Source organism: Cellulophaga sp. 3_MG-2023 (genome assembly GCF_030546975.1).
In the GTDB taxonomy this organism is placed as follows: domain Bacteria; phylum Bacteroidota; class Bacteroidia; order Flavobacteriales; family Flavobacteriaceae; genus Cellulophaga.
Window position 1 is genome coordinate 192698 of the sequence record NZ_JAUOPS010000003.1, and the last position, 25494, is coordinate 218191.

29 protein-coding genes are annotated in these 25494 nt (G+C 32.4%); 16 read left to right on the top strand and 13 right to left on the bottom strand.

All coding sequences use genetic code 11. The features are described from left to right. The first annotated feature begins 12 nt into the window (after nucleotides 1–12). On the top strand, nucleotides 13–885 hold the full coding sequence (locus Q4487_RS10505; RefSeq protein ID WP_303542161.1) for an AraC family transcriptional regulator: 873 nt from the start codon (nucleotides 13–15) through the stop codon (nucleotides 883–885). A gap of 99 nt (nucleotides 886–984) precedes the next feature. Here the strand turns inward: Q4487_RS10505 and Q4487_RS10510 are convergent, their stop codons facing one another. After that, on the bottom strand, nucleotides 985–1788 hold the full coding sequence (locus tag Q4487_RS10510) for a universal stress protein (protein WP_100894517.1): 804 nt from the start codon (nucleotides 1786–1788) through the stop codon (nucleotides 985–987). Between the two features lie 128 nt (nucleotides 1789–1916). On the opposite strand from Q4487_RS10510, the gene Q4487_RS10515 reads away from it, so the two are divergent. The 10 genes from Q4487_RS10515 (at nucleotide 1917) to Q4487_RS10560 (ending at nucleotide 10196) form a co-directional block, all read left to right on the top strand. Further along, nucleotides 1917–2417, top strand: a complete 501-nt coding sequence (locus tag Q4487_RS10515; protein ID WP_303542156.1) for a GNAT family N-acetyltransferase — start codon at nucleotides 1917–1919, stop codon at nucleotides 2415–2417. A gap of 11 nt (nucleotides 2418–2428) precedes the next feature. Beyond that, nucleotides 2429–3763, top strand: a complete 1335-nt coding sequence (locus tag Q4487_RS10520; RefSeq protein ID WP_303542154.1) for an MATE family efflux transporter — start codon at nucleotides 2429–2431, stop codon at nucleotides 3761–3763. 31 nt (nucleotides 3764–3794) lie between these two features. After that, entirely contained in the window at nucleotides 3795–4562 is a 768-nt protein-coding gene (locus Q4487_RS10525) for an enoyl-CoA hydratase/isomerase family protein (RefSeq protein WP_303542152.1), read from the top strand. A 5-nt stretch (nucleotides 4563–4567) separates the two neighbouring features. Next, nucleotides 4568–5050, top strand: a complete 483-nt coding sequence (locus Q4487_RS10530; RefSeq protein ID WP_100894520.1) for a DUF4199 domain-containing protein — start codon at nucleotides 4568–4570, stop codon at nucleotides 5048–5050. 266 nt (nucleotides 5051–5316) lie between these two features. Then, the gene (locus tag Q4487_RS10535; protein WP_100894521.1) at nucleotides 5317–5604 is read left to right on the top strand and encodes a hypothetical protein; all 288 of its coding nucleotides are present in this window, start codon (nucleotides 5317–5319) and stop codon (nucleotides 5602–5604) included. Nucleotides 5605–5702: 98 nt separating this feature from the next. Next, nucleotides 5703–7304 carry a SulP family inorganic anion transporter gene (locus Q4487_RS10540; protein WP_100894522.1) on the top strand — a complete coding sequence of 534 codons (1602 nt, stop codon included), beginning with the start codon at nucleotides 5703–5705 and terminating at the stop codon, nucleotides 7302–7304. 7 nt (nucleotides 7305–7311) lie between these two features. Beyond that, nucleotides 7312–8085: a universal stress protein gene (locus Q4487_RS10545; RefSeq protein WP_100894523.1), complete on the top strand. Its 774-nt coding sequence runs from the start codon at nucleotides 7312–7314 to the stop codon at nucleotides 8083–8085. Between the two features lie 45 nt (nucleotides 8086–8130). Continuing rightward, nucleotides 8131–8760 (top strand): carbonic anhydrase family protein, encoded by a 630-nt coding sequence (locus Q4487_RS10550; RefSeq protein ID WP_100894524.1) that lies wholly within the window; start codon nucleotides 8131–8133, stop codon nucleotides 8758–8760. Nucleotides 8761–8944: 184 nt separating this feature from the next. Then, the gene (locus tag Q4487_RS10555; protein WP_303542147.1) at nucleotides 8945–9394 is read left to right on the top strand and encodes a 6-carboxytetrahydropterin synthase; all 450 of its coding nucleotides are present in this window, start codon (nucleotides 8945–8947) and stop codon (nucleotides 9392–9394) included. Nucleotides 9395–9428: 34 nt separating this feature from the next. Then, nucleotides 9429–10196 (top strand): UDP-2,3-diacylglucosamine diphosphatase, encoded by a 768-nt coding sequence (locus Q4487_RS10560; RefSeq protein WP_100894526.1) that lies wholly within the window; start codon nucleotides 9429–9431, stop codon nucleotides 10194–10196. On the opposite strand, the gene Q4487_RS10565 is transcribed toward Q4487_RS10560, so the two are convergent. From Q4487_RS10565 to Q4487_RS10585, 5 genes are all read right to left on the bottom strand, one after another. Continuing rightward, nucleotides 10193–11314 carry an OmpA family protein gene (locus Q4487_RS10565; protein WP_303542145.1) on the bottom strand — a complete coding sequence of 374 codons (1122 nt, stop codon included), beginning with the start codon at nucleotides 11312–11314 and terminating at the stop codon, nucleotides 10193–10195. The two genes, Q4487_RS10560 and Q4487_RS10565, sit on opposite strands and share 4 nt — an antisense overlap. A gap of 126 nt (nucleotides 11315–11440) precedes the next feature. Beyond that, nucleotides 11441–12700 carry an MFS transporter gene (locus Q4487_RS10570; RefSeq protein ID WP_303542143.1) on the bottom strand — a complete coding sequence of 420 codons (1260 nt, stop codon included), beginning with the start codon at nucleotides 12698–12700 and terminating at the stop codon, nucleotides 11441–11443. A 55-nt stretch (nucleotides 12701–12755) separates the two neighbouring features. Beyond that, nucleotides 12756–13112 carry a hypothetical protein gene (locus Q4487_RS10575; protein WP_303542141.1) on the bottom strand — a complete coding sequence of 119 codons (357 nt, stop codon included), beginning with the start codon at nucleotides 13110–13112 and terminating at the stop codon, nucleotides 12756–12758. A gap of 11 nt (nucleotides 13113–13123) precedes the next feature. After that, nucleotides 13124–13648, bottom strand: coding sequence for an FMN-binding protein (locus tag Q4487_RS10580; protein ID WP_303542139.1), 525 nt, complete (start codon nucleotides 13646–13648; stop codon nucleotides 13124–13126). After that, nucleotides 13632–14555 (bottom strand): DUF6607 family protein, encoded by a 924-nt coding sequence (locus Q4487_RS10585; protein ID WP_303542138.1) that lies wholly within the window; start codon nucleotides 14553–14555, stop codon nucleotides 13632–13634. The genes Q4487_RS10580 and Q4487_RS10585 overlap by 17 nt, the downstream gene beginning before the upstream one ends. Nucleotides 14556–14657: 102 nt before the next feature. Between Q4487_RS10585 and Q4487_RS10590 the strand changes: the two genes are divergently transcribed. Next, nucleotides 14658–16790 carry a TonB-dependent siderophore receptor gene (locus Q4487_RS10590; protein ID WP_303542136.1) on the top strand — a complete coding sequence of 711 codons (2133 nt, stop codon included), beginning with the start codon at nucleotides 14658–14660 and terminating at the stop codon, nucleotides 16788–16790. Between the two features lie 10 nt (nucleotides 16791–16800). Continuing rightward, nucleotides 16801–17886 (top strand): HmuY family protein, encoded by a 1086-nt coding sequence (locus Q4487_RS10595; RefSeq protein WP_303542134.1) that lies wholly within the window; start codon nucleotides 16801–16803, stop codon nucleotides 17884–17886. Nucleotides 17887–17956: 70 nt separating this feature from the next. Here Q4487_RS10595 and recJ read toward each other — a convergent pair whose 3' ends face one another. After that, nucleotides 17957–19645: a single-stranded-DNA-specific exonuclease RecJ gene (gene recJ / locus Q4487_RS10600; RefSeq protein ID WP_303542132.1), complete on the bottom strand. Its 1689-nt coding sequence runs from the start codon at nucleotides 19643–19645 to the stop codon at nucleotides 17957–17959. Nucleotides 19646–19753: 108 nt separating this feature from the next. Next, nucleotides 19754–20182, bottom strand: coding sequence for an OsmC family protein (locus Q4487_RS10605; protein ID WP_072303925.1), 429 nt, complete (start codon nucleotides 20180–20182; stop codon nucleotides 19754–19756). Between the two features lie 54 nt (nucleotides 20183–20236). Between Q4487_RS10605 and Q4487_RS10610 the strand changes: the two genes are divergently transcribed. Continuing rightward, nucleotides 20237–20839: a carboxymuconolactone decarboxylase family protein gene (locus Q4487_RS10610; RefSeq protein ID WP_303542130.1), complete on the top strand. Its 603-nt coding sequence runs from the start codon at nucleotides 20237–20239 to the stop codon at nucleotides 20837–20839. 69 nt (nucleotides 20840–20908) lie between these two features. Here the strand turns inward: Q4487_RS10610 and Q4487_RS10615 are convergent, their stop codons facing one another. The 5 genes from Q4487_RS10615 to Q4487_RS10635 all read right to left on the bottom strand — a co-directional run bounded on the left by Q4487_RS10615 (nucleotide 20909) and on the right by Q4487_RS10635 (nucleotide 23636). Next, nucleotides 20909–21460 carry a hypothetical protein gene (locus Q4487_RS10615; protein WP_303542128.1) on the bottom strand — a complete coding sequence of 184 codons (552 nt, stop codon included), beginning with the start codon at nucleotides 21458–21460 and terminating at the stop codon, nucleotides 20909–20911. Between the two features lie 2 nt (nucleotides 21461–21462). Next, nucleotides 21463–21807, bottom strand: a complete 345-nt coding sequence (locus Q4487_RS10620) for a HopJ type III effector protein (protein WP_303542126.1) — start codon at nucleotides 21805–21807, stop codon at nucleotides 21463–21465. 94 nt (nucleotides 21808–21901) lie between these two features. After that, nucleotides 21902–22573 carry a 16S rRNA (cytidine(1402)-2'-O)-methyltransferase gene (gene rsmI / locus Q4487_RS10625; RefSeq protein WP_303542124.1) on the bottom strand — a complete coding sequence of 224 codons (672 nt, stop codon included), beginning with the start codon at nucleotides 22571–22573 and terminating at the stop codon, nucleotides 21902–21904. A 13-nt stretch (nucleotides 22574–22586) separates the two neighbouring features. Further along, nucleotides 22587–22943, bottom strand: a complete 357-nt coding sequence (locus tag Q4487_RS10630; protein WP_303542122.1) for a DoxX family protein — start codon at nucleotides 22941–22943, stop codon at nucleotides 22587–22589. 9 nt (nucleotides 22944–22952) lie between these two features. Further along, nucleotides 22953–23636, bottom strand: a complete 684-nt coding sequence (locus Q4487_RS10635) for a hypothetical protein (RefSeq protein ID WP_303542120.1) — start codon at nucleotides 23634–23636, stop codon at nucleotides 22953–22955. Nucleotides 23637–23739: 103 nt separating this feature from the next. Between Q4487_RS10635 and Q4487_RS10640 the strand changes: the two genes are divergently transcribed. Both Q4487_RS10640 and alr read left to right on the top strand, forming a co-directional pair. Further along, nucleotides 23740–24384, top strand: a complete 645-nt coding sequence (locus tag Q4487_RS10640; RefSeq protein ID WP_013620760.1) for a thymidine kinase — start codon at nucleotides 23740–23742, stop codon at nucleotides 24382–24384. Continuing rightward, the gene (gene alr, locus Q4487_RS10645) at nucleotides 24377–25483 is read left to right on the top strand and encodes an alanine racemase (protein WP_303542118.1); all 1107 of its coding nucleotides are present in this window, start codon (nucleotides 24377–24379) and stop codon (nucleotides 25481–25483) included. Before Q4487_RS10640 ends, alr begins: the two co-directional genes overlap by 8 nt. Nucleotides 25484–25494: the final 11 nt, after the last annotated feature.

Here is a 25494-nt window from a genome sequence, read left to right on the forward strand (position 1 = left end):
TATGATACTATTATGAATAAAGAAGCGCGTATTTTAAGGGAGTTAGTGCCTATATGTGAAGATGATTTCTTCATTGTATTAAACCATCATTCTGCTAAGTTTGATTTTCCTATACATTTTCATCCAGAATTAGAACTTAATTTAGTTTTAAATTCATCAGGAAAAAGAATCATTGGAGATTCTATACAGGAGTATGTAGATAATGATTTGGTCTTGGTAGGGCCTAACACACCACATGCATGGACAGGTGTAGACGAGAATACAAAAGCACATGTGGTAACAGTACAATTTCATGAAAAGTTTTTGTCAGAGTTGGCATTAAACAGAAAGTTAATGTTGCCTATTAGAGATCTATTAGAAAAATCTAAAAGAGGTATTTTATTTTCTAAAGAAACTATTGCGGCTTTAAAGCCCAAAATATTGCGTTTGTCTGAGTCTCAGGATTTTGATTCGCTTCTTAATTTTTTATCTATTTTGTATGATTTGTCTATTGCACGCAGTACAAAAATGTTAGCTTCACACTCCTATGTAGACCACTACACTATGCATAAGAGCCGTAGAATAGAAAAAGTAAACAATTATATTAAAGAAAATTTGCACCAAAAAATACCATTAAAAGATGTGGCCAGTTTGGTAAATATGTCTGAGTCTGCATTTAGTCATTTTTTTAAAAAAAGTACAAATTCATCATTCTCTGACTATGTTAGTGATTTGCGCTTGGGCCATGCAGCAAGGTTGCTTATAGAAACAGAACGCTCTATAAACGAAATTTGTTTTGATAGTGGTTTTAACAACATATCTAACTTTAATAGAACCTTTAAACGCAAAATGGGCTACACGCCAAGTTATTTTAGAGACCAGCAGAAGTTAATAACTAAGCATTAGCGGGTTGTTACTTTAGGTAAAGCAATTCAATTTTATATAAAACAACAAACCCCTTTACATTTAGTAAAGGGGTTTTGTATATAATTATTTAAAAAAACCTTAGTCTTTTTTAACGCTTAAAACCAATACAGGTACAGGGGCAAAAAACTCTGATTTAGAAATGGTATTCTTTTCCCATAACTTCTTAAAAAAACCTCTTTTTCTTCTAAACACGCACAACATATCTGGTTGTTTAGTTAAAAAATGCTCTAATACGCCGTGGTAAGTAGTTACATTTTCTGTAAGTGTCATTTTAGAACTAATATCTAATAATGCGGTATCTACTTTTAAATCATCATCTGTATAGCCAGGCGTTTTAACCAATAATAAGTTAACGGCACTATTAAACTGTTTTTTAATAGTAATTAATGGGTTAAGTATTCTTTTGCGCTTTAAAATACCAGATTTAAAAGCCGTAAGTATAGATGTTACAGGTTTAAAAACATAGCCTACGGGTACTATTAATGTAGGTATATCTGTTTTTTTAATAATTTTACCAGAAGTGTTGCCAAGGTAATTGCCCTCGTTAACATCATTACTTCTAGGAGCCATAATTATTAAATCTATTCCTAAAAACTGCTTGTCAATTTTTTTAAGACCAGCAATAATATCCCCTTGGTAAGTTGCAATTTTAATTTCAGTTCCTTTTTTATCAACCTTATTAACAACATCTAACAATTGTTCTCTGTTGTTTTTTTCAATCTTATCTGTAGCATTGGCCAAACTACCAGCGCCAGCAGAAATAACATTAAAAACTTCCATTACATAAATGGTTGCATCAAAATTTTTAGCAAAATCTACGGCGTATTGTAATGTTTCATGACTTTCTGTAGATGTCCCTATAGGAACCAATATATTCTTCATTTTTTATATTGAGTTTAATTAGGTTATTATATGTGCATTTAGTCTTGGTTAAAGACGTATTAAAAATACCAGCACATTTTATCAGTTGTATTTTATACTCTAAATTTACAATTTAATTTATACCTCCAATGATTCGTCTCGCAAAAAAATCAGAAATAGACAAAATTCTTACTGTTACAAAGGCTTGTGCTGCTTTTATGATTAAAAATGGCATTTACCAGTGGAACGAGCACTACCCAAGTAAACAAGCTTTTTTAAATGATATTGCCCAAGAAGAATTATATGTTTTAGAGGTTGATGAAAAAATTGCGGGAACCATTGTACTGTCTACCTATATGGATAGTGAATATGTTCCTATTAAGTGGCTCACTAAAAATGATGCTAATTTATACATACATAGGTTGTCTGTGCATCCAGAACTACAGGGTAAAGGGTATGCGCAAAAAATGATGAATTTTGCAGAGGAATATGCTAAAAATAATGACTTTGTATCTGTACGGTTAGATACTTTTAGTGTAAATAAACGCAATGTAAATTTTTACCAAACCAGAGGTTACAAACAATTAGGAGATATATTTTTTCCTAAACAAAGTGAACACCCTTTTCATTGTTTTGAACTTGTTTTATAAAGCTATTTTTTTTGAATAAAATTGTAAATCTTAAAAATATAAACAAACTGGCAATACCTGCTACAATTGCAGGTATATCTGAGCCATTGCTTTCTATTACAGACGCTGCTATAGTGGGTAATATCCCTAACTACGGACTAGAATCTCTTGCGGCAGCAGGTATTGTGGGGTCTTTTTTGTCTATGCTTATTTGGGTTTTAGGACAAACCAGAAGTGCTATATCTGCCATAATTTCTCAGTATTTAGGAGCTGGTAAATTGGCAGAGGTTAAAACATTACCAGTGCAGGCTATTTTTTTTAATATTTTGTTAAGTGTTGTAATTCTACTTTCTACTGTTTTTGTAATAGAAGAAATATTTGTGTTTTTTAAGGCAAAGGGTAAAATTTTAGAGTTTTGCGTGTCTTACTACGGTATTAGGGTTTGGGGTTTTCCGTTAACACTATTTACGTTTGCTGTGATGGGTATTTTTAGAGGTTTGCAAAACACAAGCTGGCCAATGGTAATAGTTTTAATAGGTGCTTTTTTAAATATTTTTTTAGATTATATTTTTGTTTACGGTGTAGAAGGTATTTTGGACCCTATGTATTTAGATGGTGCGGCTTGGGCAAGTTTACTATCACAAGCAGTAATGGCAATAATAGCATTCTTTTTACTTATTTTAAAAACAGATATTAGTTTAAAGTTACGCTTTCCGTTGCACCCAGAATTAGGGCGTTTGGTGGTTATGAGTTTAAATTTATTTGTGCGTGCATTGTCTTTAAACATAGCGTTAATATTAGCCGTGCGCGAGGCCACAGATCTAGGAGATAGGTTTATTGGTGCCCACACAATAGCTATAAATGTATGGTTGTTTTCTGCTTTTTTTATAGACGGTTATGGCGCTGCAGGTAATATTTTAGGAGGTAAATTGTTAGGGGCGAAAGATTATAATAGCCTTTGGCTGTTGGCTAAAAAAATTCTTCAGTACGGAGTAACAGTTAGTTTAGTTTTGGTGGTTTTGGGCTTTGTTTTTTATCACCCTATAGGACAAATTTTTTCTAATGAGCAAGTGGCTTTAGATACATTTTATTCAGTTTTTTATATCATAATACTAAGCTTACCTATTAATGCAATAGCTTTTGTTTTTGATGGACTTTTTAAAGGCTTAGGGGAAATGAAATACCTAAGAGATACGCTTTTAGATGCTACATTTTTAGGTTTTGTACCTATGTTATACCTAAGTAAAGAGCTAGGTTGGGGCTTTACGGGAATTTGGCTGTCTTTTGTGGTTTGGATGTTAATAAGAGGCGGTGCATTGGTGGTTAAATTTAACACAAAGTTTCGTCCACTCTTACAAAAAACGTAATTTTGAACTTTACACAACATAAAACACTTTTATGGGTACAACAAGAGCAAACGGTAGTTTATATACCAATATAGATAATAAAGTGGCAACAATAGAATTTGGTCATCCGGCTAGTAATTCTTTTGTAGCAGAATTGTTAGATAGATTAACAAAAGAGATTCAGAAATTATCTGATGATACGGCTGTATCCGTAATCATTTTAAAGTCTGAAGGTGAAAAAGCTTTTTGTGCAGGTGCTTCTTTTGACGAGTTAATGGAAGTAACTAATTTAGAAGAAGGACAACAATTTTTTAGTGGTTTTGCAAATGTTATTAATGCAATGCGCAAGTGTAAAAAACTAATTGTGGGTCGTATACAAGGCAAAACAGTTGGCGGAGGCGTTGGTTTGGCAGCTGCTTGTGACTATGCTTTTGCTACAGAAGCGGCATCTATAAAACTCTCTGAGTTATCTATAGGTATTGGTCCTTTTGTAATTGCACCAGCTGTAGAACGTAAAGTTGGTAAAAGCGGTTTAGCAGAACTTTCTTTGGCGGCTACAGATTGGCAAAGTGCTTATTGGGCAAAAGATAAAGGTTTGTTTGCTAAAGTTTTTGGATCTATTAAAGAGATGGATAAAGAGATTGAAATTTTTGCAGAAAAATTAGCATCATACAATCCAGAGGCTTTACAAGAAATGAAATCAATTTTATGGGAAGGAACAGAGAATTGGAATAGTTTGTTACAAGAACGTGCTACTGTTTCTGGTAAATTGGTTTTGTCTGATTTCACAAAAAATGCATTATCAAAATATAGAAAATAGTTTTTATGAATAAGTTTAAAACAGAGATAAAATGGGGTTTTATCTTTTCTGCTTGTGCGCTTTTGTGGGCTTATTTTGAAAAGCAAATGGGGTGGCATACAGACCAAGTTAGTAAACACTTAATACTTACTAATTTATTTGGTGTAGTGGCTATTATACTATATGTTTTGGCGTTGCGAGACAAAAAGCAAACCGATTTTAACGGAGAAATTACGTGGAAAGAAGGTTTTATAAGCGGTATAGTTTTAAGTGCTGTAATAGCTATATTAAGTCCGGCTACGCAATACATTACTTACGTTTACATATCACCAGAGTATTTTGCTAACATAACAAAATACATTGTAAAAATGGGAACTATGACGCAAGATAAGGCTGTAGAATATTTTAATATAGATAATTATATACGACAAGGCATATTTACTGCGTTATCTATGGGAGTGGTAACGGCTGCAATAGTGTCTTTTATCATTAAAAATAAGAAGAATTAAAAAAATAAGAAGATTATGGGAGGAGATTTAGTATTTCCATTACTAGCATTATTTGTAGTAGCAGTTTATGTTTTTAATAGAGTTAAAAACAGTAAAAAATATAAAAGAAAATAAATTTATAACCAGTTTTTGCAATTATAAACTAATTAAATTATGAAAAGAGTTAACTATTTAAAAATGTTGTCATAAGCATTTTTTTTTAGGATTAGCTATTTTTATATTTTACGTTTTGGTCTATATTTGTAAACTTCTGACTTAAAAAAAGAATGTATAAAAAAATAATATCTATATTTTTTACTGTATTATTCTTGGCGTTTTTATCTGCGCCAACTATAATTACTATGGTAAATGATTCTGTAGATATTTCTGCTTTTTATTCGATGTCAGAAGAAGAAGAAGGTCACAATGCTAAAAAGTTTTTAAACTCCGATAACTTTTCAGAAATAGATATTTCTTACGTTGAAGAAAAAAGCAAACAAGCATATACTTCTAAAAAGTATCCAAGGCCTTTAATAAACCTTGTCTCTCCACCTCCCGATTTTTACATATTATAATTAGACTTTTTAGACTGCACATTTTGGCGTGTGGTCACATTAATTTATTTAATTCCTCTTGAAAAAATAAAATCAAGAGGCAAAATATTCTATTTAATATGTTTAAAAATTTAAAAAGCGATTTACCAGCTAGTGTAGTTGTGTTTTTCGTAGCGTTACCTTTATGTTTAGGTATTGCATTAGCAAGTGGTGCGCCTCTTTTCTCTGGTTTAATTGCAGGTATAATTGGTGGTGTAGTAGTAGGAGCTTTAAGTGGCTCTAAAATAGGTGTTAGTGGACCTGCTGCAGGTTTAGCAGCTATAGTTTTTACTGCAATACAAGATTTAGGTTATGAAAGTTTTTTAGTTGCCGTTGTTTTAGGTGGTGTTATTCAATTAATTTTTGGAGCCTTAAAGGCAGGAGTTATTGGTTATTACTTTCCATCTTCAGTAATTAAAGGAATGCTTACAGGTATAGGTATTATTATTATTTTAAAGCAAATTCCGCACTTTTTTGGAATGGATAAAGATCCACAGGGAGATTTTGCTTTTTTACAAATTGATGGGGAAAATACATTTACAGAACTTTTAAAAGCTATAAATGCATTAATTAGTGGTAACGTAAGTGTAGGTGCAACAGTAGTAGCATTAATTTCAATGTTTATATTATTATTGTGGTCTAATGTTCTGTCTAAAAAAGGAAAGATTTTTCAAATTGTTCAAGGTCCACTAGTGGCTGTTGCAGTTGGAATTGTTTTTTATATTTTAACAAAAGGTTCAAGCTTAAATATTTCTGTAGATCATCTTGTTGCTGTGCCAGTACCAGATGGCTTTGACAGTTTTATAGGTCAGTTTAATTTTCCTGATTTTTCAGCTATAACAAATCCAGAGGTATGGATTATAGCATTTACTATTGCTTTAGTAGCTAGTTTAGAGACTTTGTTATGTGTAGAAGCAACAGATAAGTTAGATCCAGACAAAAATGTAACTCCAACAAACAGAGAGTTATTTGCGCAAGGAACAGGTAATATTGTCTCTGGTTTAATTGGTGGTTTGCCTATTACGCAAGTAATTGTAAGGAGTTCAGCAAACATTCAATCTGGAGGGAAAACAAAATTATCGGCAATTATTCACGGTTTTTTATTGTTAATTTCTGTTATTTTAATTCCTACACTTTTAAATAAAATACCTTTATCTGTCTTGGCAGCTATATTATTTATTGTAGGTTATAAATTAGCCAAACCAGCATTGTTTAAAAAAATGTATAAACTAGGCTGGAAACAGTTTATCCCTTTTACAGTTACTGTTTTAGGAATTGTATTTATAAACTTATTGTACGGTATTGGTTTAGGTTTGTTAGTAGGTATTATTGTTATTTTATTAAAAAGCTACCAAAACTCTCACTTTTTACATATTGAGGATAATAGCAATGGTAAGCACAAAATTAAAATGGAACTTGCAGAAGAAGTTACTTTCTTTAACAAAGGAGCTATTTTAAAAGAGTTAGACAGTTTACCTAAAGACACCTATTTAGAGTTTGATGTTACTAAAACTAGATATTTAGATTATGACATCATTGAAATTTTAGAAGACTTTGCTTTTAAAGCAAAAGAACGTAATATAGATATTAAGTTAATATCAGAAAGAGGTGTAGTAGAGAATCCAGATAGTTTTATAGAATTTTTTAAGTTGAGACCAAAATCTAACGTTAGTTTAAATTAGAGGTCCTATGCTAAAAAAGAAATATAAAATTTTAGTTTTATCAGATTTAAAAGAGACTACAGTTGCTACATTGCAGAGTACTGTAAACTTGGCTAAAACGATAAATGGAGATGTGTCTTTCTTTTATGCAAAAAAGGCATCAGATGTAGTTGTTAGAGACAACCAACTGTCTGCTATGCGTTCTATTAATGAACAATACAATAGCACAGACCATATTATAAGTAATATTATTAAGCCAATTTCTAAGGCATCCAATACAAAAATTAAACATAGTTTTTCTTTTGGCAATGTAAAGAATGAAATAGCAAAACAAATTGAAGAACAACAGCCAGATGTGATTGTTTTAGGGAAAAGAAAATCTAAAATGATTAACATTATTGGTGATCATATTACAGATTTTGTTTTGAAAAATTACAAAGGCTTAGTTTTAATAACTACTAAAAATGGAGAGGTTACACCTGTTAATAGCTTAACTTTAGGTGTTTTAAATGAAAAAAAAGAGTTTTTTAATTTAAAGTTTATTGAAGATTTAATAAAAAATAGTCAAAAAACAATAACACCTTTAACAGTTGCAGAAAAAGGAAATAAAGAGCAAGCAATTTTAGATTCTAAAGAAGCTATAGACTTTGTTCCTGAGCAAGGAGGTAATGAAATAAGTTACATATCTAAGTACCTATTAAAAAGTAATATTAATTTACTTTGTGTAAACAGAGCAACAAAAGGTGTACGCAATGTAATAAACAAAGCAGATGTATCATTACTATTATACACCAATAAGTAGTTGGTAAGTACATTAAAATTATAATAATTTAAAAAATAAAAATATATGAAAGCACATACTAAAGAGACTCAGTCTACAATGACTCCAGAAAAATCTTTACAGTTTTTAAAAGAAGGAAACCAAAGGTTTCAAAGTAACTTAAAAGCAAACAGAAACTTATTAGAACAAGTTAATGATACTAGTGAAGGTCAGTTTCCTTTTGCAACTATTTTAAGCTGTATAGACTCTAGAGTATCTGCCGAGTTGGTTTTTGACCAAGGTTTAGGAGATATTTTTAGCGTACGTATTGCCGGTAACTTTGTAAACGAAGATATTTTAGGTAGTATGGAGTTTGGTTGCAAATTAGCAGGTACTAAACTAATTGTAGTTTTAGGACACACTAGTTGTGGTGCAATTAAAGGAGCTTGTGACAATGCAGAATTAGGAAACTTAACAGCAATGTTGGCTAAAATTAAGCCTGCTGTAAATGCTGTTGCAGAGCCAAAAGATGATAGTTTGCGTAACTCTAAAAACTTAGAGTTTGTAGATAACGTATCTGCTAAAAACGTACAACTTACTATAGACAAAATTCTAGAAGAGAGTAGTGTTCTTGCAGAAATGCAAAAGAATGGCGAAATTAAAATTGTTGGTGCTATGTATGATATTAACTCTGGTGCAGTTAACTTTTACGAATAAATTATAGCGCAATAGTTACTAAATTTTACTGGTGTAAACTGGTAAAAAGTAAAGTCATAAATCTCTATCATCAGTTAAAAGACCATAGTTTTAGTCTTATTAGCTGTTTGGTAGAGATTTTATTTGTTAATAGATAAAAACATCTGCCTTAAAATAATACCTTTGCAGCGCAAAATATGTAAGTATGAGTAATATTAGAATAACCAAGCAGTTTAGTTTTGAAACCGGTCACGCATTATATGGCTATGATGGTAAATGTAGAAATGTACATGGGCATAGTTATAAATTATCTGTTACCGTAATTGGTTCTCCTATTACAGATACTAACAATGTTAAATGGGGTATGGTTATAGACTTTGGTGATCTTAAAAAAATAGTCAAAGAAGAAATTGTAGATGTGTATGACCACGCTACGGTATTTAATAAAAACACACCACATATAGAGTTGGCAGAGGAGTTAACAAAAAGAGGGCACAGTGTAATATTAGCAGACTACCAACCAACTAGTGAAAATATGGTAATAGATTTTGCTGAAAAAATTAAAGCAAGACTACCACAAAATATTAACTTACACTCTTTAAAACTACAAGAAACAGACTCTTCTTTTGCAGAGTGGTACGCATCAGACAACTAATTAAAAATTTCTGTTTACGTATCTTTACTAGCAAATGAAAAAAATTACAGTTCCAAAAGGTAAAAAAGTATACTTTGCAAGCGATAATCACTTGGGTGCGCCAACTATGGCAGAGAGTAAACCAAGAGAAAAAAAGTTTGTTGCTTGGTTAGACGAAATTAAAGAAGATGCTGCTGCAATTTTTTTGTTAGGAGATTTATTCGATTTTTGGTTTGAGTATAAAACTGTAGTTCCTAAAGGTTTTACAAGAACCTTAGGTAAGCTAGCAGAACTAACAGATGCGGGTATACCTGTGTATTATTTTGTAGGTAATCATGATCTTTGGATGGATGGTTATTTTGAAGAAGAATTAAACATACCAGTGTACCACACACCACAACAATTTTTATTTAACAATACTTCATTTTTTATAGGTCATGGCGACGGTTTAGGACCACACGATAAAGGTTATAAAAGAATGAAAAAGGTGTTTACAAACCCTGTTTCTAAATGGTTTTACAGGTGGTTACACCCAGACATAGGTGTATCTTTAGCTCAATATTTTTCAGTAAAAAACAAAGCAATTTCAGGTGATGATGATGTTAAGTTTTTAGGCGAAGACAAAGAGTGGTTGGTACAATATGCAAAACGTAAATTAGAAACCAAGCATTATGATTATTTTGTTTTTGGACATCGTCATTTACCAATGACAATAGACCTAAACGGAAAATCTACCTACATTAACCTTGGTGACTGGATTGGTTACTATACTTACGCAGTTTTTAATGATGAAAAATTAAGTTTAGAAAAACTAGAAAATTAATTTTCTAACATTTTAAACTCTACCCTTCTGTTTTGTGTACGCCCCTCTTCTGTAGTGTTATCTGCTACAGGTTTGCTACTGCCGTATCCTATCCATTTTACACGGTTTTCATCAATTCCGCTATCAATTAAATAGCTAGCCACAGCTTTAGCACGTTGGTTACTAAGTTCTAAGTTTCGTTCTTTGGAGCCAACGGCATCAGTATGCCCATAAATTTCTATAGTAAGCTTGTTGTTGTTGCGTAAAATTGTAGCTAATACATTTATTTCTTCTTCAGAAACAGTTAGTAAATCGGCTTTGTTAAATTCAAATAAAACGTTTTTAAATGTATATACTTTATTGCGTTCTATTTTTGGTGTGGCATCTGCTTTTTGTGGTACAGTTTCAGCATACAAAGGAGGCAATTCTCGGTCTTTTGCTTCAACACTAACATCATCTATGTAGTAGTATGAAAAATCTTTATCATTTACCTCAGAGACTTTCATTTTTTGGGTTCTACTATTACTAGCAAAATTTCCAATGGTAAAATTTGTTTCATATCCTTTTGCAGTAAAAGGAATATAAACCTGCATCCAAATTTGTTTACTTTTATAAAAAATAGGATCTAACTGCATATAATGGTCGTACACTAAACCATTAATTTTAGATAGTGTTTTATGTGTAACTAAGGTTTTTTTACTGTTTGTTATTGTAGAACCAGCAATAGGTTTGTTGGTAAATAAAATACTAAAATCTTCAATAGCTAGAGTAGCATAATCTGCTAAACTCACATAAAATGTAACAATATATTTTTTGTCTTTTTCTAGCTTTTCACTTAAAGTACCTTGTACATACTCTCTATAATCTTTGTTAGAGTATGTAAAAATGCCAGCGTAAGCAAAACCGCTGCGGGCTATTTGTTTTCCGTTATGATTTAAAAAACCTACGGTTCTGCTGCAAGAGTTTAAATAATCTGTAGTGCCTTGTAAAATAGACCAGTCATTAACATTGTTTGTAAATTTACCTATGTCACTTGGGCAATTTTTATAATCTTCAAAGCTAGAGTTTTTAACCAAATTTTGTGCAGAGCCAATTGCACTAATAAGTACTACAAAACATACCGTAAATAATATTCTCATTTTTTATATAGGTTGATAACTGCCTCTTTATGAGCTGTAGTGCAAATTTAGCCAGTTTTTTATCCTGTATTAAACGTAAAAATATAGGGATTTATTTTGTTTAAAGGCTAGAATATTTAAAGTTGATTACTCTTCTTTTTCGTGCTCTTGTACATCTTTACTTAGGTCTAATTTTCTAAAGCTAGGAGAAAAAATAGCAGTGGCACCAACTGTAATAAGCGTCATTGTGCCACCAAAAACCACAGCTGTTACAGCTCCCATTAGTTTGGCTGTAAGTCCGCTTTCAAAAGCACCAAGCTCATTAGAAGAACCTACAAACATAGAATTTACAGAGGCTACTCTACCACGCATATGGTCTGGTGTTTTTAATTGTAAAATAGTTTGCCTTATAATCATAGACACACCATCTACGGCTCCACTAAAAAATAAGGCAGCAACAGACACCCAGAAATAGGTAGACAGCCCAAAAACAATAATACAAATACCAAAGGCAAATACAGCAAGCAATAGTTTTTTACCTGCAAATTTATGTAACGGAAAACGAGTAGAGGTTAACATCATTAAGGCAGCACCAACAGCAGGCGCAGCTCTTAAAATGCCAAAGCCTTGTGAGCCTACTTGTAAAATATCTTGCGCAAAAATGGGTAGTAAAGCAACGGCACCACCAAATAGTACAGCAATCATATCTAAAGTTAATGCGCCTAATACTGCCTTGGTTTTAAATACAAAGTTTAAACCTTCTTTTAAGCTTTTAAAAACAGGCTCGCCAATTTTAGGATTAAGAATTGGTTTTTTAGGAATTTGTAATAACGTAATTAAGGCAAATAATGAAAACCCAAAAATTACACACATAGACCAGTGTACACCAATCCAGCTTATAAAAAAGCCAGCTAAAGCAGGCCCTAAAACAGATGCCATTTGCCAAGTAGTGCTACTCCAAGTAGCAGCATTTGGGTATATCTTTTTAGGAACAATTAGGGCAATTAAGGAAAAAATAGTAGGACCCAAAAACGCACGTACCAAGCCGCCTAAGAAAACTAAAAAATAGGTAATGTATAAAATAGTCTTAGTTGTAGTTTGCGCTATAACACTTGGCATACTAATAACAAACAAGCCAAAGCTAATTACAGAAAACCCTAAAATACATTTAATTAAAAGATTTCTTTTTTCTTTTTGGTCTACAATATGCCCTGCAAATAGTGCCATAGACACGGCAGGAATAACCTCCATAAGTCCAATTATACCTAAAGAAAGTGGATCTTTAGTTAAGGAGTACACTTGCCATTCTATAACAATAAACTGCATAGACCAAGCAAATACCATAGCAAACCTAACCAGTAAAAAAACATTAAATTCTTTGTAACGTAGTGCTGCATACGGATCCATTTGAGAACAGTTTAGTTAGTGTAAATGTATTACAATTAGTAAAGAGTTACTAAACTTAATTGTTACAGATATCACTTAAAAAATCATCTATATTTAACTGAAAAATAGTGCCCTCTATTAAGTCGTTTATCGCTGTTAACTCATTAACGCTAACAGCCAAACTAACTTGTGGTACAGGTGTCTCTAACAGTAATGCTCTGCAAGACTTTTTTTTAGGGCAACAATTACACACAGCATTAGAATTCATAGTGCTTTGTATATGCTCTGCAAAACGTAGTAATTCTTTTTGTGTAAGTAAAAAACCAGTGTCTCTAAATACTACTTGTATTTTACTACGGTAATTTTTAGGTTCTTTTTTCCAATGAAAGGCAATTCCAAAATCATTATAATAAATAGCGTCTATGTCTCTCATAATTGTATAGGTTAAAGAAGTTTTTTATTGTTTAATTTCTGTATAGTTTCAAGTACATCTTTAACTGCAATTGTCATACTTTTTGCAGAAATAGTTGCACCAGAAATAGCATCTACATTTTTACCATACACAGGTTTTTTATTTACAGATAAACCAATAAATTGTTTTAGCCAACGCTGTGCGCCTATTTGCCTGCCGTGGTCTTCTCTGTAAATTAAAACCTTTGTTTTTTTAATACTAAGGTCTTTGTTTATAAACACTACATAGTCAAATACGTTTTTCATGCTATTTGCTTGCCCAACATAAGCATAGCCAGTTACTGTGTCATCAGTTTTAATTTTAAAAACATAATCTTTAGGCGGAATCACATCACTTGTGATTCCGCTTAATTTAAAAGATTCTGTACCATAAGCATAGCTTATTGCTGCGTTTACTTTTTTTTGTAATTTTTCTGGCAATTGGGGGGAATTAAAAGCCAGTAACAAAAATGTAAATGCTGTTATAAATAGTAGGGTTCTTTTATTTTTCAGGTGCATTTTCTGTTATTTTAGTTGATGCAAATTTTTGTATTAAAGCAAGTATTTCTTTTTCATTAGCATTTTTACTTTCTAACTCATAAAAATGCATAAATAATGGTTTTTTGTTTAGAGCTTTGGCAAGCTCTATTTCACTGTTTTTAGAGTAAACTTTATTCCAAGCAGACCTAACTTTTGCCCAAAATTTCTTATTGTTTTTCCACCAGTCTTTTGCAGCTAAACATTGTTCATCTGGTACTCTTACATAGGTGTTGTATCCTTTTTCTTGAGCAAGTAAAACGTCTTTGCTACCTGTTTCTCTAATAATTTTATCATTGTCTTGCTCGTGTAACCAACCGTAATCTGTAATTTCTTGGCGGTTACCTCTTGCCATAACATTGTAATCACTTCTTTTAGAGTATTCTCTTCTTGGTAGTGGAGAATCTGATTTGTTTTCCCAATAATTTTTGCCATCTGCATGTATCCAAGTTGCAGATCCAGAGTATCTAGGGCTGTCATCTACTTGGTAAACTAACTGTGTCCATTGTCCTTTTACTTCATCTTTAGGTAATTCTGTAAATACCCATTTGTTGTCTTTATCGTAATGAAAAACACGATTGTTCTCATATAACCAATCTTGTCTCCAATGCTTAATTACCATAGTATCTTTTATAACCAATAGGTGCTGTATAGACAGTTTGTTGTTTTCATCTTCAATTAACTCTGCCCATTCTAAAGCTCCAGAGGTATAATCTAAATGCTTTTCATAATCAATTTCTGGTGCAAAAGTCTCTGTGTACTTAAAATTTACTTTAAAACAACCACACATATCTTTAATAGATTCTTTGTCTAATTGTTTTTTGTCTTGTGCAACTGCTTGCAAACTAAAGCCAACTATTGCTATGGCTAAAAAAAGTACTTTTTTCATAATTGTGTATTTGTATGTAATGTCTGTTTTGTTCTGACAAAAATATTAAATTTATTTAGATTGATTAAAAATAACACATATATTTGTCGAAAATTATTAGGAATGATTCTAAATAGTAAATATTTGTCTATTTATTTTATGCTTTTTTTCTCTGTTTTTGTGTTCTCACAAGAGTTAAAAAAGGACTCAATTAACTTAAATAAGTTAGAAGAGGTAGTTGTAACAGGACAGTATAGTCCTCAATCAATAAAAAAATCGGTTCATAATGTTATTGTTATAAACAGAGAGCAAATAGAAAACCAGGCAGCCAATAATTTGGCAGATGTATTGAATTTTAATTTAAACCTAACCGTAGTTCCAAATGGGCAGACAGGAAAATCTACAATTTCTTTTTTTGGTTTAGATGCTCAATACTTCAATATTTTGGTTGATAATATTCCTCTTGTTAGTGACAGCGGACTAGGGAATAATATAGATTTAACACAAATAAACCTTGATGATGTAGAGCGTATTGAAATTGTTGAAGGAGCAATGGGTGTTGAGTATGGAGCTAATGCTGTTTCTGGAGTTATTAATATAATCACTAAAAAGTCTAGTGATAGTGATTGGAAAGTACAAGCAATTTTACAAGAGGAAACAATTAGTGATGAGTATGCTTGGTTTAATAAGGGGAAACACATACAAGGACTAAATATTGGTCATAATATAAACAACAATTGGTATACTAGATTAGGAGTAAATAGAAATCAATTTGCGGGTTTTTATAATGGTAGGCAAGGAGAAGACTATTATAAAAATGATGGATTAAGAGGATATGATTGGTTGCCTAAAACACAAATAAACACTAATGCATTAGTAAATTATACTAAAAATAACTTTAAGCTTTTTTATAAGTTTGAATACCTAAATGAAGTGGTTAACTACTATGATGCAGCTGTTAGAGCTAATATAGATACACAATCGCAAACTAGTAACCCATCTGCAACTGACAGGATTTTTACAACCAATAGATTTGTTAATAATTTAAGCATAAACGGAAGATTAAATTCTGGAGCAAATTATAAGGCTTCTGCATCTTATCAAAAGCAAAAGCGGAATCTAAATGAGTTTAATAATTATATAATTACAAACCAGAGAAGTAATGAAACTGATGAAGTGTACCAATCTAGTAGTGTGTTTTTCTCTAAAGGAAGTATTAATAATCTAGTTAAAAGCGATTTTTATAATTTTCAATTAGGTTATGAAACTCGTTTTATTAAAGGTTTTGATACACAGGCTTCGGGCGATGTTACAGCACAAGATAAAGAACAGTCTCAAAGTAATTATGCCATATTTGGATCATCAGAAGTTACTATTTCTGATAAAATTCTTTTGCGACCAGGTGTGCGTTACGAATATAACTCAACTTTTAATTCTAAACTTTTAGGTTCTTTAAGTGCACGTTATCTTATAAAAAATGGGTTTGAGTTAAGAACAAACCTTGGGAACTCCTACCGCACACCAAATTTTGAAGAATTGTACTATTATCTTGTAGATAGCAATCATGATGTTAGAGGTAATGAAAATTTGAAACCAGAAAACGGTTTTACGTCTTTTTTAAATTTAAAAAAACGTAGTTGGATCAAAGATGTATCTCTTTTAAATGCTGTAAAACTTACCTACATAGACGTAAAAGATAAAATAGATTTAGCCATTGTAAACCAAACACCTTTACAGTACCAATATATAAATGTTAATGAGTATAAATTATGGGGTGTAACATCAGAAAATAGTTTTAAAAAAAACAACTGGACTTTTAATATTGGAGCTACATTACAAGGCATATCACAAGTTGCTAATGATGAGGTAAACTCAGATGATAAATTTCTGTATTCATTTCAATTAAATACAAGTAGTACCTATCAAATAAAAAAATGGAATACAGCAGTAACTGTACTTTTAAAACACACGGGAGAACAACAAAACTATAGCGCAACAGGAACTGACGCCAACGGAAACCCAACGTTTTCCAAAACAACTACCAATGCTTATAATTGGTTAGATACCTCTTTAAAAAAATCTTTTTTAGATGAATCCTTTCAGGTTACTCTAGGAGCCAGAAACTTATTAGATGTTACAACTGTAGATGTTAATGGCCCTGTAGGAGAAGGAACTCATTCTTCTGCCAGTAATGGTATTTTGCTAGGCTACGGACGATCTTATTACTTAAAATTATTATATAACCTTAAATTTTAAAATTACAATTATGTTAAACAAATTATTAACTATTACACTATGCGCTACAGTTATGGCTTTTACTAGCTGTAGTAAGGATGACGAGCCTGGCGAAGCTATTAAAATTGTTATAGAAGGAGCGTCAATAGCTCCAAATGTAGGAGGACCAAACGAGCCAAACCAAGTGTATATAGATTTAAGTGCCAATACATCTTCAGTAGTACAAAGAGATACGTGGGATTTAGGATTTTTCTCAGGTGAAAACTTTAGAGTAGCGCTAAATGGATCAATATATATGGCAACGGCTAAACTTTCTGTTACAGATATTGATGCTATAAACTCAACTTCACAAGAAATTCAAGATTTACAACCACAGGTAGCTATTGGCACTTTTGATCCTGCAAATTCTGAATTTGTTGATGCCCCAGATGGTAATATTTTAGAAACTGCTTTAGATGAAATTTCTAGTACAGATGCCAATAACACAGTATACCTAGTAAACTTAGGTTTTAAAGTTGGTACAGAAGTTCCGAGTACAGGAAGTGTTGCTGTTAGTGGAGATTCTAGAGGCTGGAAAAAAATTAGAATTCTAAGAAATGGTGATGATTATGTGTTACAATATGCAGATTTAGATGATACAACACATAAAGAAGTAGCCATTTCTAAAAATGGCGACTATAATTTTGCATTTTTTAGTTTTGATACAGAAAAAGAAATTAAGGTTGAGCCTATAAGAGAAAATTGGGACTTAAATTTTACTGTTTTTACTAATGAAATAGAAGGGGCTGGTTCTTACGGGTACACTGATTTTGTGGTTAATAACGCAAAAACCAATGCTCAAGTATATATGATAGATACAGAAGTTGAAACCGATTTAAATTATGACAACTTTACGTTAGCAAATGTTGATGCTTCTAAATTTACCAATGACCAAAGAAGTGTAGGAAGTAGTTGGAGAAATGGTGGTGGACCAGGTGCTCTACCTTCTTTAAAAGATAATGTTTTTTATGTGATGTCTGATACCGCCGGAAACCTATACAAAATTAAGTTTTTAGCACTTACAAATGCAGACGGAGAACGTGGACACCCTGAGTTTGTGTATTCCTTATTACAATAAAAATAAAAGTTAAGTTTTGAGTTAGTTTTTTTCTAAAAAGCCCAAGCATTTAATTTGTGTTTGGGCTTTTTTATCTAATATCTCTAAGCTTTAATTGTAGACTTACATTGCCTTTCCATTCATTTTCATCTAAAGAAAAAACAGCGCTAAAAGGCTTTTTGTTTTGTACTAAAGACAATTTATCACCTAAATTAAAACCAATAGCTCCAATTTGGTTAGAACCATTTTGTACAGCAGCTAATTTTAAATGCGCTTCTTCTTGCCCTACGCCTTTTGCATAACCTGTGTCTTGTAGGTTATCTGCCATAAATACGGGCGACATATTACCAGGGCCAAAAGGTTCCATTTGTTTAATAATTCGCATTAATTTTGGACTTATCTCGTTAAAGTTAAGTTCTGCATCTATAGTAATTTCTGGAGTTAAAAGGTTAGGGTCTATAGTTTCTGCAACTACTTTTTCAAACGCTGTTTTAAAACCATCATACTGTGCTTCAGATAAGGTTAAACCAGCAGCATATTTATGGCCTCCAAACTGTTCTATGTGTTCTGCGCAAGCTTCAAGGGCGTTGTAGACATCAAACCCTTTTACAGAGCGTGCAGATGCTGCTAATTTTTCTCCACTTTTAGTAAAAACCAAAGTAGGTCTGTAATAGGTTTCAGTAAGTCTAGATGCTACAATCCCAATAACACCTTTGTGCCACGTTTCTCTATACACAACAGATGTAAAGCGTTTTTCCTCTTTGTTATCTGTAATTTGTACTAAAGCTTCTTTGGTAATTTCTTGGTCTAGTTCTCGCCTATCTGCATTGTATTGTTCTATGGCAGCAGCAAATTCTTCTGCCTGTTCCAAATTCGTTTCGGTAAGTAAATTAACAGCGTGCAAGCCGTGTACCATTCGCCCTGCAGCATTTATACGAGGTGCAATTACAAAAACAACATCTGTAATGGTAAGTACATCTTTTTTAATCTGATTAATTATAGCTTTAAAACCCGCTCTTGGGTAACTGTTAATAACCTGTAACCCAAAATAGGCAAGCACTCGGTTTTCACCCGTAATGGGTACAATATCTGCGCCAATTGCTGTAGCAACTAAATCTAAATAAGGCACTAAGTCTTCTATGGTTTGTCCTCTTTTACTACCTAAAGCTTGTATCAACTTAAAACCAACACCACAACCACAAAGCTCGTCATACGGATAATTACAGTCGCTCCTTTTAGCATCTAAAACAGCAACAGCATTTGGTAGTGTAGCACCAGGTCTATGGTGGTCACAAATAATAAAATCTACACCTTTTTCTTTTGCATATGCTACTTTATCTACTGCTTTTACACCACAATCTAATGCAATAATTAAGCTAATATCGTTATCATCTGCATAGTCAATACCTGCATAAGACACACCATAACCTTCTTTATATCTATCTGGAATATAAGTAGTAACATTTGGGTAGTAACTTTGCAAGTAAGATGATACTAAGGCTACAGAAGTTGTGCCATCTACATCATAATCGCCAAAAACCATAATGTTTTCTTCGTTGGCAATAGCTTGTTCTATGCGAGCAATAGCCAAATCCATATCTTTTAATAAATATGGGTCGTGTAAATCTGATAGTTGTGGTCTAAAGTATTTTTTAGCCTCTTCAAAAGTAGTAATACCGCGCTGTAATAAAAGTTTAGCCACAATTTCATCAACCTGTAATGCATTTTGTAATTCAGCTACTTTAGCAGCATCAGGTTTAGGTTTTATGGTCCAGCGCATGTGTTGTTTTTTTATATTTAGGAATCAAGAAAAGTTCAAGCTCAAAGAATCAAGATAAAAAATTAAGCAAGAACTTATTTCTAGAACCTTTAGTTCTCAACAGTTAATTTAAGCGTGATGAAAAATAGTTTTAATGTCTAATGTTGCAAAACGTCTAAACATTTCCATAACACCACAATATTTTTCAACTGATAAATCTACCGCACGTTGCAATTTTTTTTCATCTAAATTACTACCGTGAAAATGGTACTCTATAGTAACAGCATCATAATACTTAGGGTGTTCGTCTGTAAGGTTTGCTATAGTTTCAATAGTAAACTCGTCTACCTCTAGCTTCATTTTTTTCATTAAAGAAGCTACATCTAAACCAGAGCAACCAGCTAGGCCAGAAAGCATAAGCGCTTTAGGTCTGTAACCTTGTCCGTCACCACCATCTTCCTTGGCAATATCTATAGTTAAGTTGTTTCCAGATGGGTTATTACTTTCAAAAGCCATGTTGCCCAACCATTTGGTTGTAATATGATTTGTTGTACTCATAATTTTTTTTCGTTTCTTGTAGATTCAAAAATACAACTAAATATAAAAATAACTATGGCTTTAGTAAACCCTTTAGACCCTAATCATGATTCTGAAACAAAAGAATTGGCAGAATTTTTTAATGAGACCTTGGGCTTTTGTCCTAATTCGGTTTTAACAATGCAGCACAGACCAGCAATATCAAAAGCTTTTATAAACTTAAATAAAGCAGTAATGGCTAATGAAGGTAATGTAACTTCTGCGCTAAAACGTATGATTGCCTGGGTTAGTAGTAATGCTACTGGTTGTAGGTACTGCCAAGCACACGCCATAAGAGCTGCAGAACGTTACGGAGCAGAACAAGAACAATTAGATAATATTTGGGAATACAGAACACATGCTGCTTTTTCTGATGCAGAACGTGCTGCACTAGATTTTTCTTTAGCGGCATCACAAGTGCCAAATTCTGTAAATGCAGAAATTAAAGAGAATTTATACAAGTATTGGAATGAAGGTGAAATTGTAGAAATGCTTGGAGTTATTTCTTTATTTGGATACTTAAATAGATGGAACGACTCTATGGGAACTTCTATAGAAGAAGGCGCTGTAGAAAGTGGAAATCAGTATTTGGGTAAACACGGTTGGGAAGAAGGTAAACACAACGGAAGCGCTTACTAAAAAGCAACCCGTGTACTATTTATAAGCCCTGCCATTTTGGTGGGGTTTTGTTGTTTTTAGATTGATGTGTTATTTGTTTGCTACAGTAAGTTCACCATCATTAGGAATGGCATATTCTTCACAAGAATTTTTAATTTCGTTGTAGCGTTCAGGAGTAATATCTAACCAAAAATCATCACCAAAAAGATTAAAAAAGTACCTGTTATCAACGTGCTTTTGATACATGCTTTCTATTTTATAATTGTTTTCTGTAGCGGTGGTGTTTGCTACAGAGTCTGTAACAGTTATAGGGTAATTATTTTTATTTACGTAGTGTATATAAGTAGTGTCTTTACAAAACAAAAAGTTTTTAGGTTCTCCGCTACTAAAACTCCAGTTAACATCTGGTTCATGTAGTAAAACATTGTATTTGTAGGTGTGCGTAGTGCCGTAATTTGTACCTGTTAATATGCCTATAGATGTTTGGTCTTTATTGGTTTTTAAAACAGTTAATCGCATACCATTTGGTAAAACCGAGCTTTTTTCGGTAGTACTTTCTTGTGTATTGCTTTTACAACTTAATATAGTTACACTAAAAGCAAGTATAATAGTATGGGTAATTGCTTTAAAATTGATTTTCATCTTTATTTTTTTACTAAAGCTTCAGTATTAAAAGCTAAGCCACTAAAACCAGTTTTCATAAAATTTCTAATGTTTAAGTGTCCGTCTCCGTTAGGATTCTGTAACACATCTTCCCAGTAGTAATCTCCAAAACAAGCTAAAGTTTCTTCTTTGGATAATTCTTGTTTTAAAGCAAAAGCAAATAATTTACAAGAGCCAGAGTTTTCACCCTCTTTATTCTCTAAGCTACCATTTTTAAAAGCAGTTGGTGTAAAGCTGTAATTATCTTCTATAACCTGCATTGTATCTGTAAAAGCAATAGCAGTTGGGGTGTTTTTTAGTTTTTCTTTAAATTGATCTAAAGTCATTTGGTAAAAGTATAGTAGTTGTTTTTGTTATGCATCCCTGTATTTAGGGGAATTAGTAATTGTTAAGTAAAATTAGAAATTAAGGAGAAGTGTTTTATTTTTTACCACCAACTATAATAACAATTTCACCTTTAGGAGGTTTTGCCGTGTAGTGCTCTAATACCTCTTGTGCTGTGCCACGTATTGTTTCTTCAAACATTTTGGTAAGTTCTCTAGAAACCGAAACGGGTCTGTCTGCACCAAAATATTCTACAAAATGGCCTAATGTTTTAATTAACTTGTGTGGCGACTCATAAAAAATAATAGTTCTGGTCTCCTCAGCCAATAATTTTAAACGTGTTTGTCTTCCTTTTTTAACCGGTAAAAAACCTTCAAAAACAAACTTGTCATTAGGTAGACCGCTATTTACCAAAGCAGGCACAAAAGCTGTGGCGCCAGGTAGGCAGTCTACTTCTAAGTTATTTTCTACACAAGCGCGAGTTAATAAAAAGCCAGGGTCTGAAATAGCTGGAGTTCCGGCATCAGAAATAAGAGCAATATTTTCACCTGCTTGTATACGTTTTACAATACTATCTACCGTTTTATGCTCGTTGTGCATATGGTGACTGTGCATTTGCGTGTCTATTTCAAAATGATGTAATAATTTTCCGCTAGTACGTGTATCTTCAGCTAAAATTAAATCCACTTCTTTTAAAACTCTTATAGCTCTAAAAGTAATGTCTTCTAAGTTTCCTATTGGTGTTGGAACCAAATATAGTTTTCCCATTATAAAAAAATAATTAAGGTCTTTGGTTTTTACCAAAGTAATAAGATAATGCTGCACCTATAAAAGCAATAGCAGCAAAAAGGTAACCGCCATTATCAGTTATATAATGTGCGGCAAAAGCCATTGTTGTGTTTAAGAAAAAGCCAAAGTAAGCCCATTCTTTAAGTGTTTTAGAAAAATTAGTCCAGATGGTAATAAGGCCTAATATTTTTGCAATTGCTAAAGGGTAAACCAAATATATAGGATAGCCTAAATGTGTAAAGTACCCAGAAATTGCATCGTAATTAAAGAAATAGTTGTAAACAGAAAAGCACATAATTGCAGTAAGCAATAATGTGCCAATATAATAAAGTATGTTGTTTATGTTCATAAAAGAGTTTTATGCAAATTTACGTTCAATAATTGCCATAAAACGCTCTTCGTACTCTTCTTTTCCTACCCAGTTGTTATAATCTGGCTTTACCATATTTACAATAAAAGAAACAGATCTTTCTTCTGTATCAATAGTACTTAGTTGAGATAGTACTCTTTGATAATCCTCATTACTATTGTTAAACAAGTGCTTTACAAATGCAAGTCTGTCATTTAAACCAATTTTTATATCACCAGTAACACTATTAGTAACAACTTTTTCTGTAGTAGCTGCAGCTTTAACTTCTGTTTCGGGTACAAAAAGTTCCTGGTCGTTTTTACTATACTCGGGTTTTTTTGCAAACTCGTTAAGCATATCGTCAGTAGCTTTTGGCTCTTCCATTTCTGGCATCATATCCATAATAGTGGTTATGCCAGGAGTTATAATATCTTCTTGGTGAGGGTTACTTTCTGGTACAGATGTATTTTCATAAATTACTGCGTTCGCTAATTTTTCAAACTTTTCTGCAATAATATTTTTAGTAACATCTACTTCTACATCGTGTAATTTCTCTTCAATAAATTTTAACACTGCTAATTTCTCGTATAAATTTTTTGCAGTTTCATATAAATCAGAAACATTATCTAATTCATTGGAAGTTAGTATGTCCGTAGACATTTTCATTAATTCTTGTTTTAATTTTTCCTTCATCTCCCTAATATTTTAAAACCTTGTGTGGCGAAAATTTTCAATAATTTTAATCGATCTACCAAATAAGAACGAAAAACGCTTTATTTTCGTCTAAAAATACAAAATGTTTCTTGAAAATACGGTGAACCCCAAAGAACAATTTGGCTGGATAGAGGTTATTTGCGGATCTATGTTCTCTGGTAAGACAGAAGAATTAATTAGAAGACTTAAACGTGCGCAGTTTGCCAAGCAAAAAGTTGAAATTTTTAAGCCTATTGTAGATACGCGCTATCATGAAGAAATGGTAGTGTCTCATGATGCTAACGAAATAAGGTCTACTCCTGTACCTGCTGCTGCAAATATTAGATTGTTAGCAGACGGTTGTGATGTTGTAGGTATAGATGAAGCTCAGTTTTTTGATGATGAAATTGTTACGGTTTGTAATGATTTGGCTAACAAAGGAATTCGTGTTTTAGTAGCTGGTTTAGATATGGATTTTAAAGGAAACCCATTTGGACCAATGCCAGCATTAATGGCTACAGCTGAGTATGTAACTAAAGTACATGCAATTTGTACACGCACTGGTAACTTAGCCAATTATAGTTTTAGAAAATCTAATAATGATAATTTGGTAATGCTAGGTGAAACGGAAGAGTATGAACCATTAAGTAGAGCTGCTTATTACAAAGCTATGCTTAAAGAAAAGGTAAAAACTATAGACGTAGATGCAGAGCAGATAAAAGATCCTAAAAAAGATAGTAATGCCTAAGGCAACAGAAACTGTTCTAGAAATTAACTTAAAATACCTAGAGCAAAATTACAAATACCTAAAGTCAAAATTACAGCCTAAGACTATGTTTTTAGCTGTAGTTAAAGCATTTGCCTATGGTAGTGACCAGGTACACATTGCTAAAAAAATAACAGAATTAGGAGCAGATTATTTGGCCGTTGCATATACTAGTGAGGGTGTTGCAATACGCAAAGCAGGCATACAAACACCTATATTAGTACTGCATCCGCAAGAAGTAAATTTTGAAGAAATTGTAGCTTATAATTTAGAACCAAGTATCTATTCAGACCGAGTTTTAAATCAGTTTATAAACTATGCTTCATCAATAAATAAAAAAAATTACCCAATACACTTAAAATTTAATACAGGTTTAAATAGGTTAGGTTTTTTAGAGGACGATATAGATCTAATTATAAAAAAAATAAAAGAGGCAACTAGTATAAAGGTAGCTTCGGCTTTTTCTCATTTAGCAGCATCAGAAGATATAAATGAAAAGGAATTTACAGAACAGCAAATAAAAAAATTTAAAAGTATAAGTTCTAAGTTAGATAATTTGCTGGGCTATTCATCCATAAAACATATGTGTAATACATCTGGGATATTAAATTATCCAGACGCACACTTTAATATGGTACGTAGTGGTATTGGGTTGTATGGTTTTGGTAATGATCCTAGGTATGATACACACTTAAAGCCAATAGCAAGTTTAAAAACAGTAATTTCTCAGTTGCACAATTTAGAGCCAAACCAAAGTGTTGGCTACAATATGGCATACAAAGCCACCCGTAAAATGGTAACTGCAACCTTACCTTTGGGACACGCAGATGGCATTTATAGAATTTATGGCAACCAAAAAGGGTTTGTGTTTATTAATGGTAAAAAAGCACCAATAGTTGGCAATACCTGTATGGATATGATTATGGTAGACGTAACCAATATAGACTGTAAAGAAGGTGATGAGGTTATAGTTTTTAATGAAACTTACACTGCAGACGCACTAGCTACAGCAGCAGGTACAATCTCTTATGAATTGGTTACGGGTATATCTCAGCGCGTTAACAGAGTTTTTATTTTTTAAGAAAATTTTAA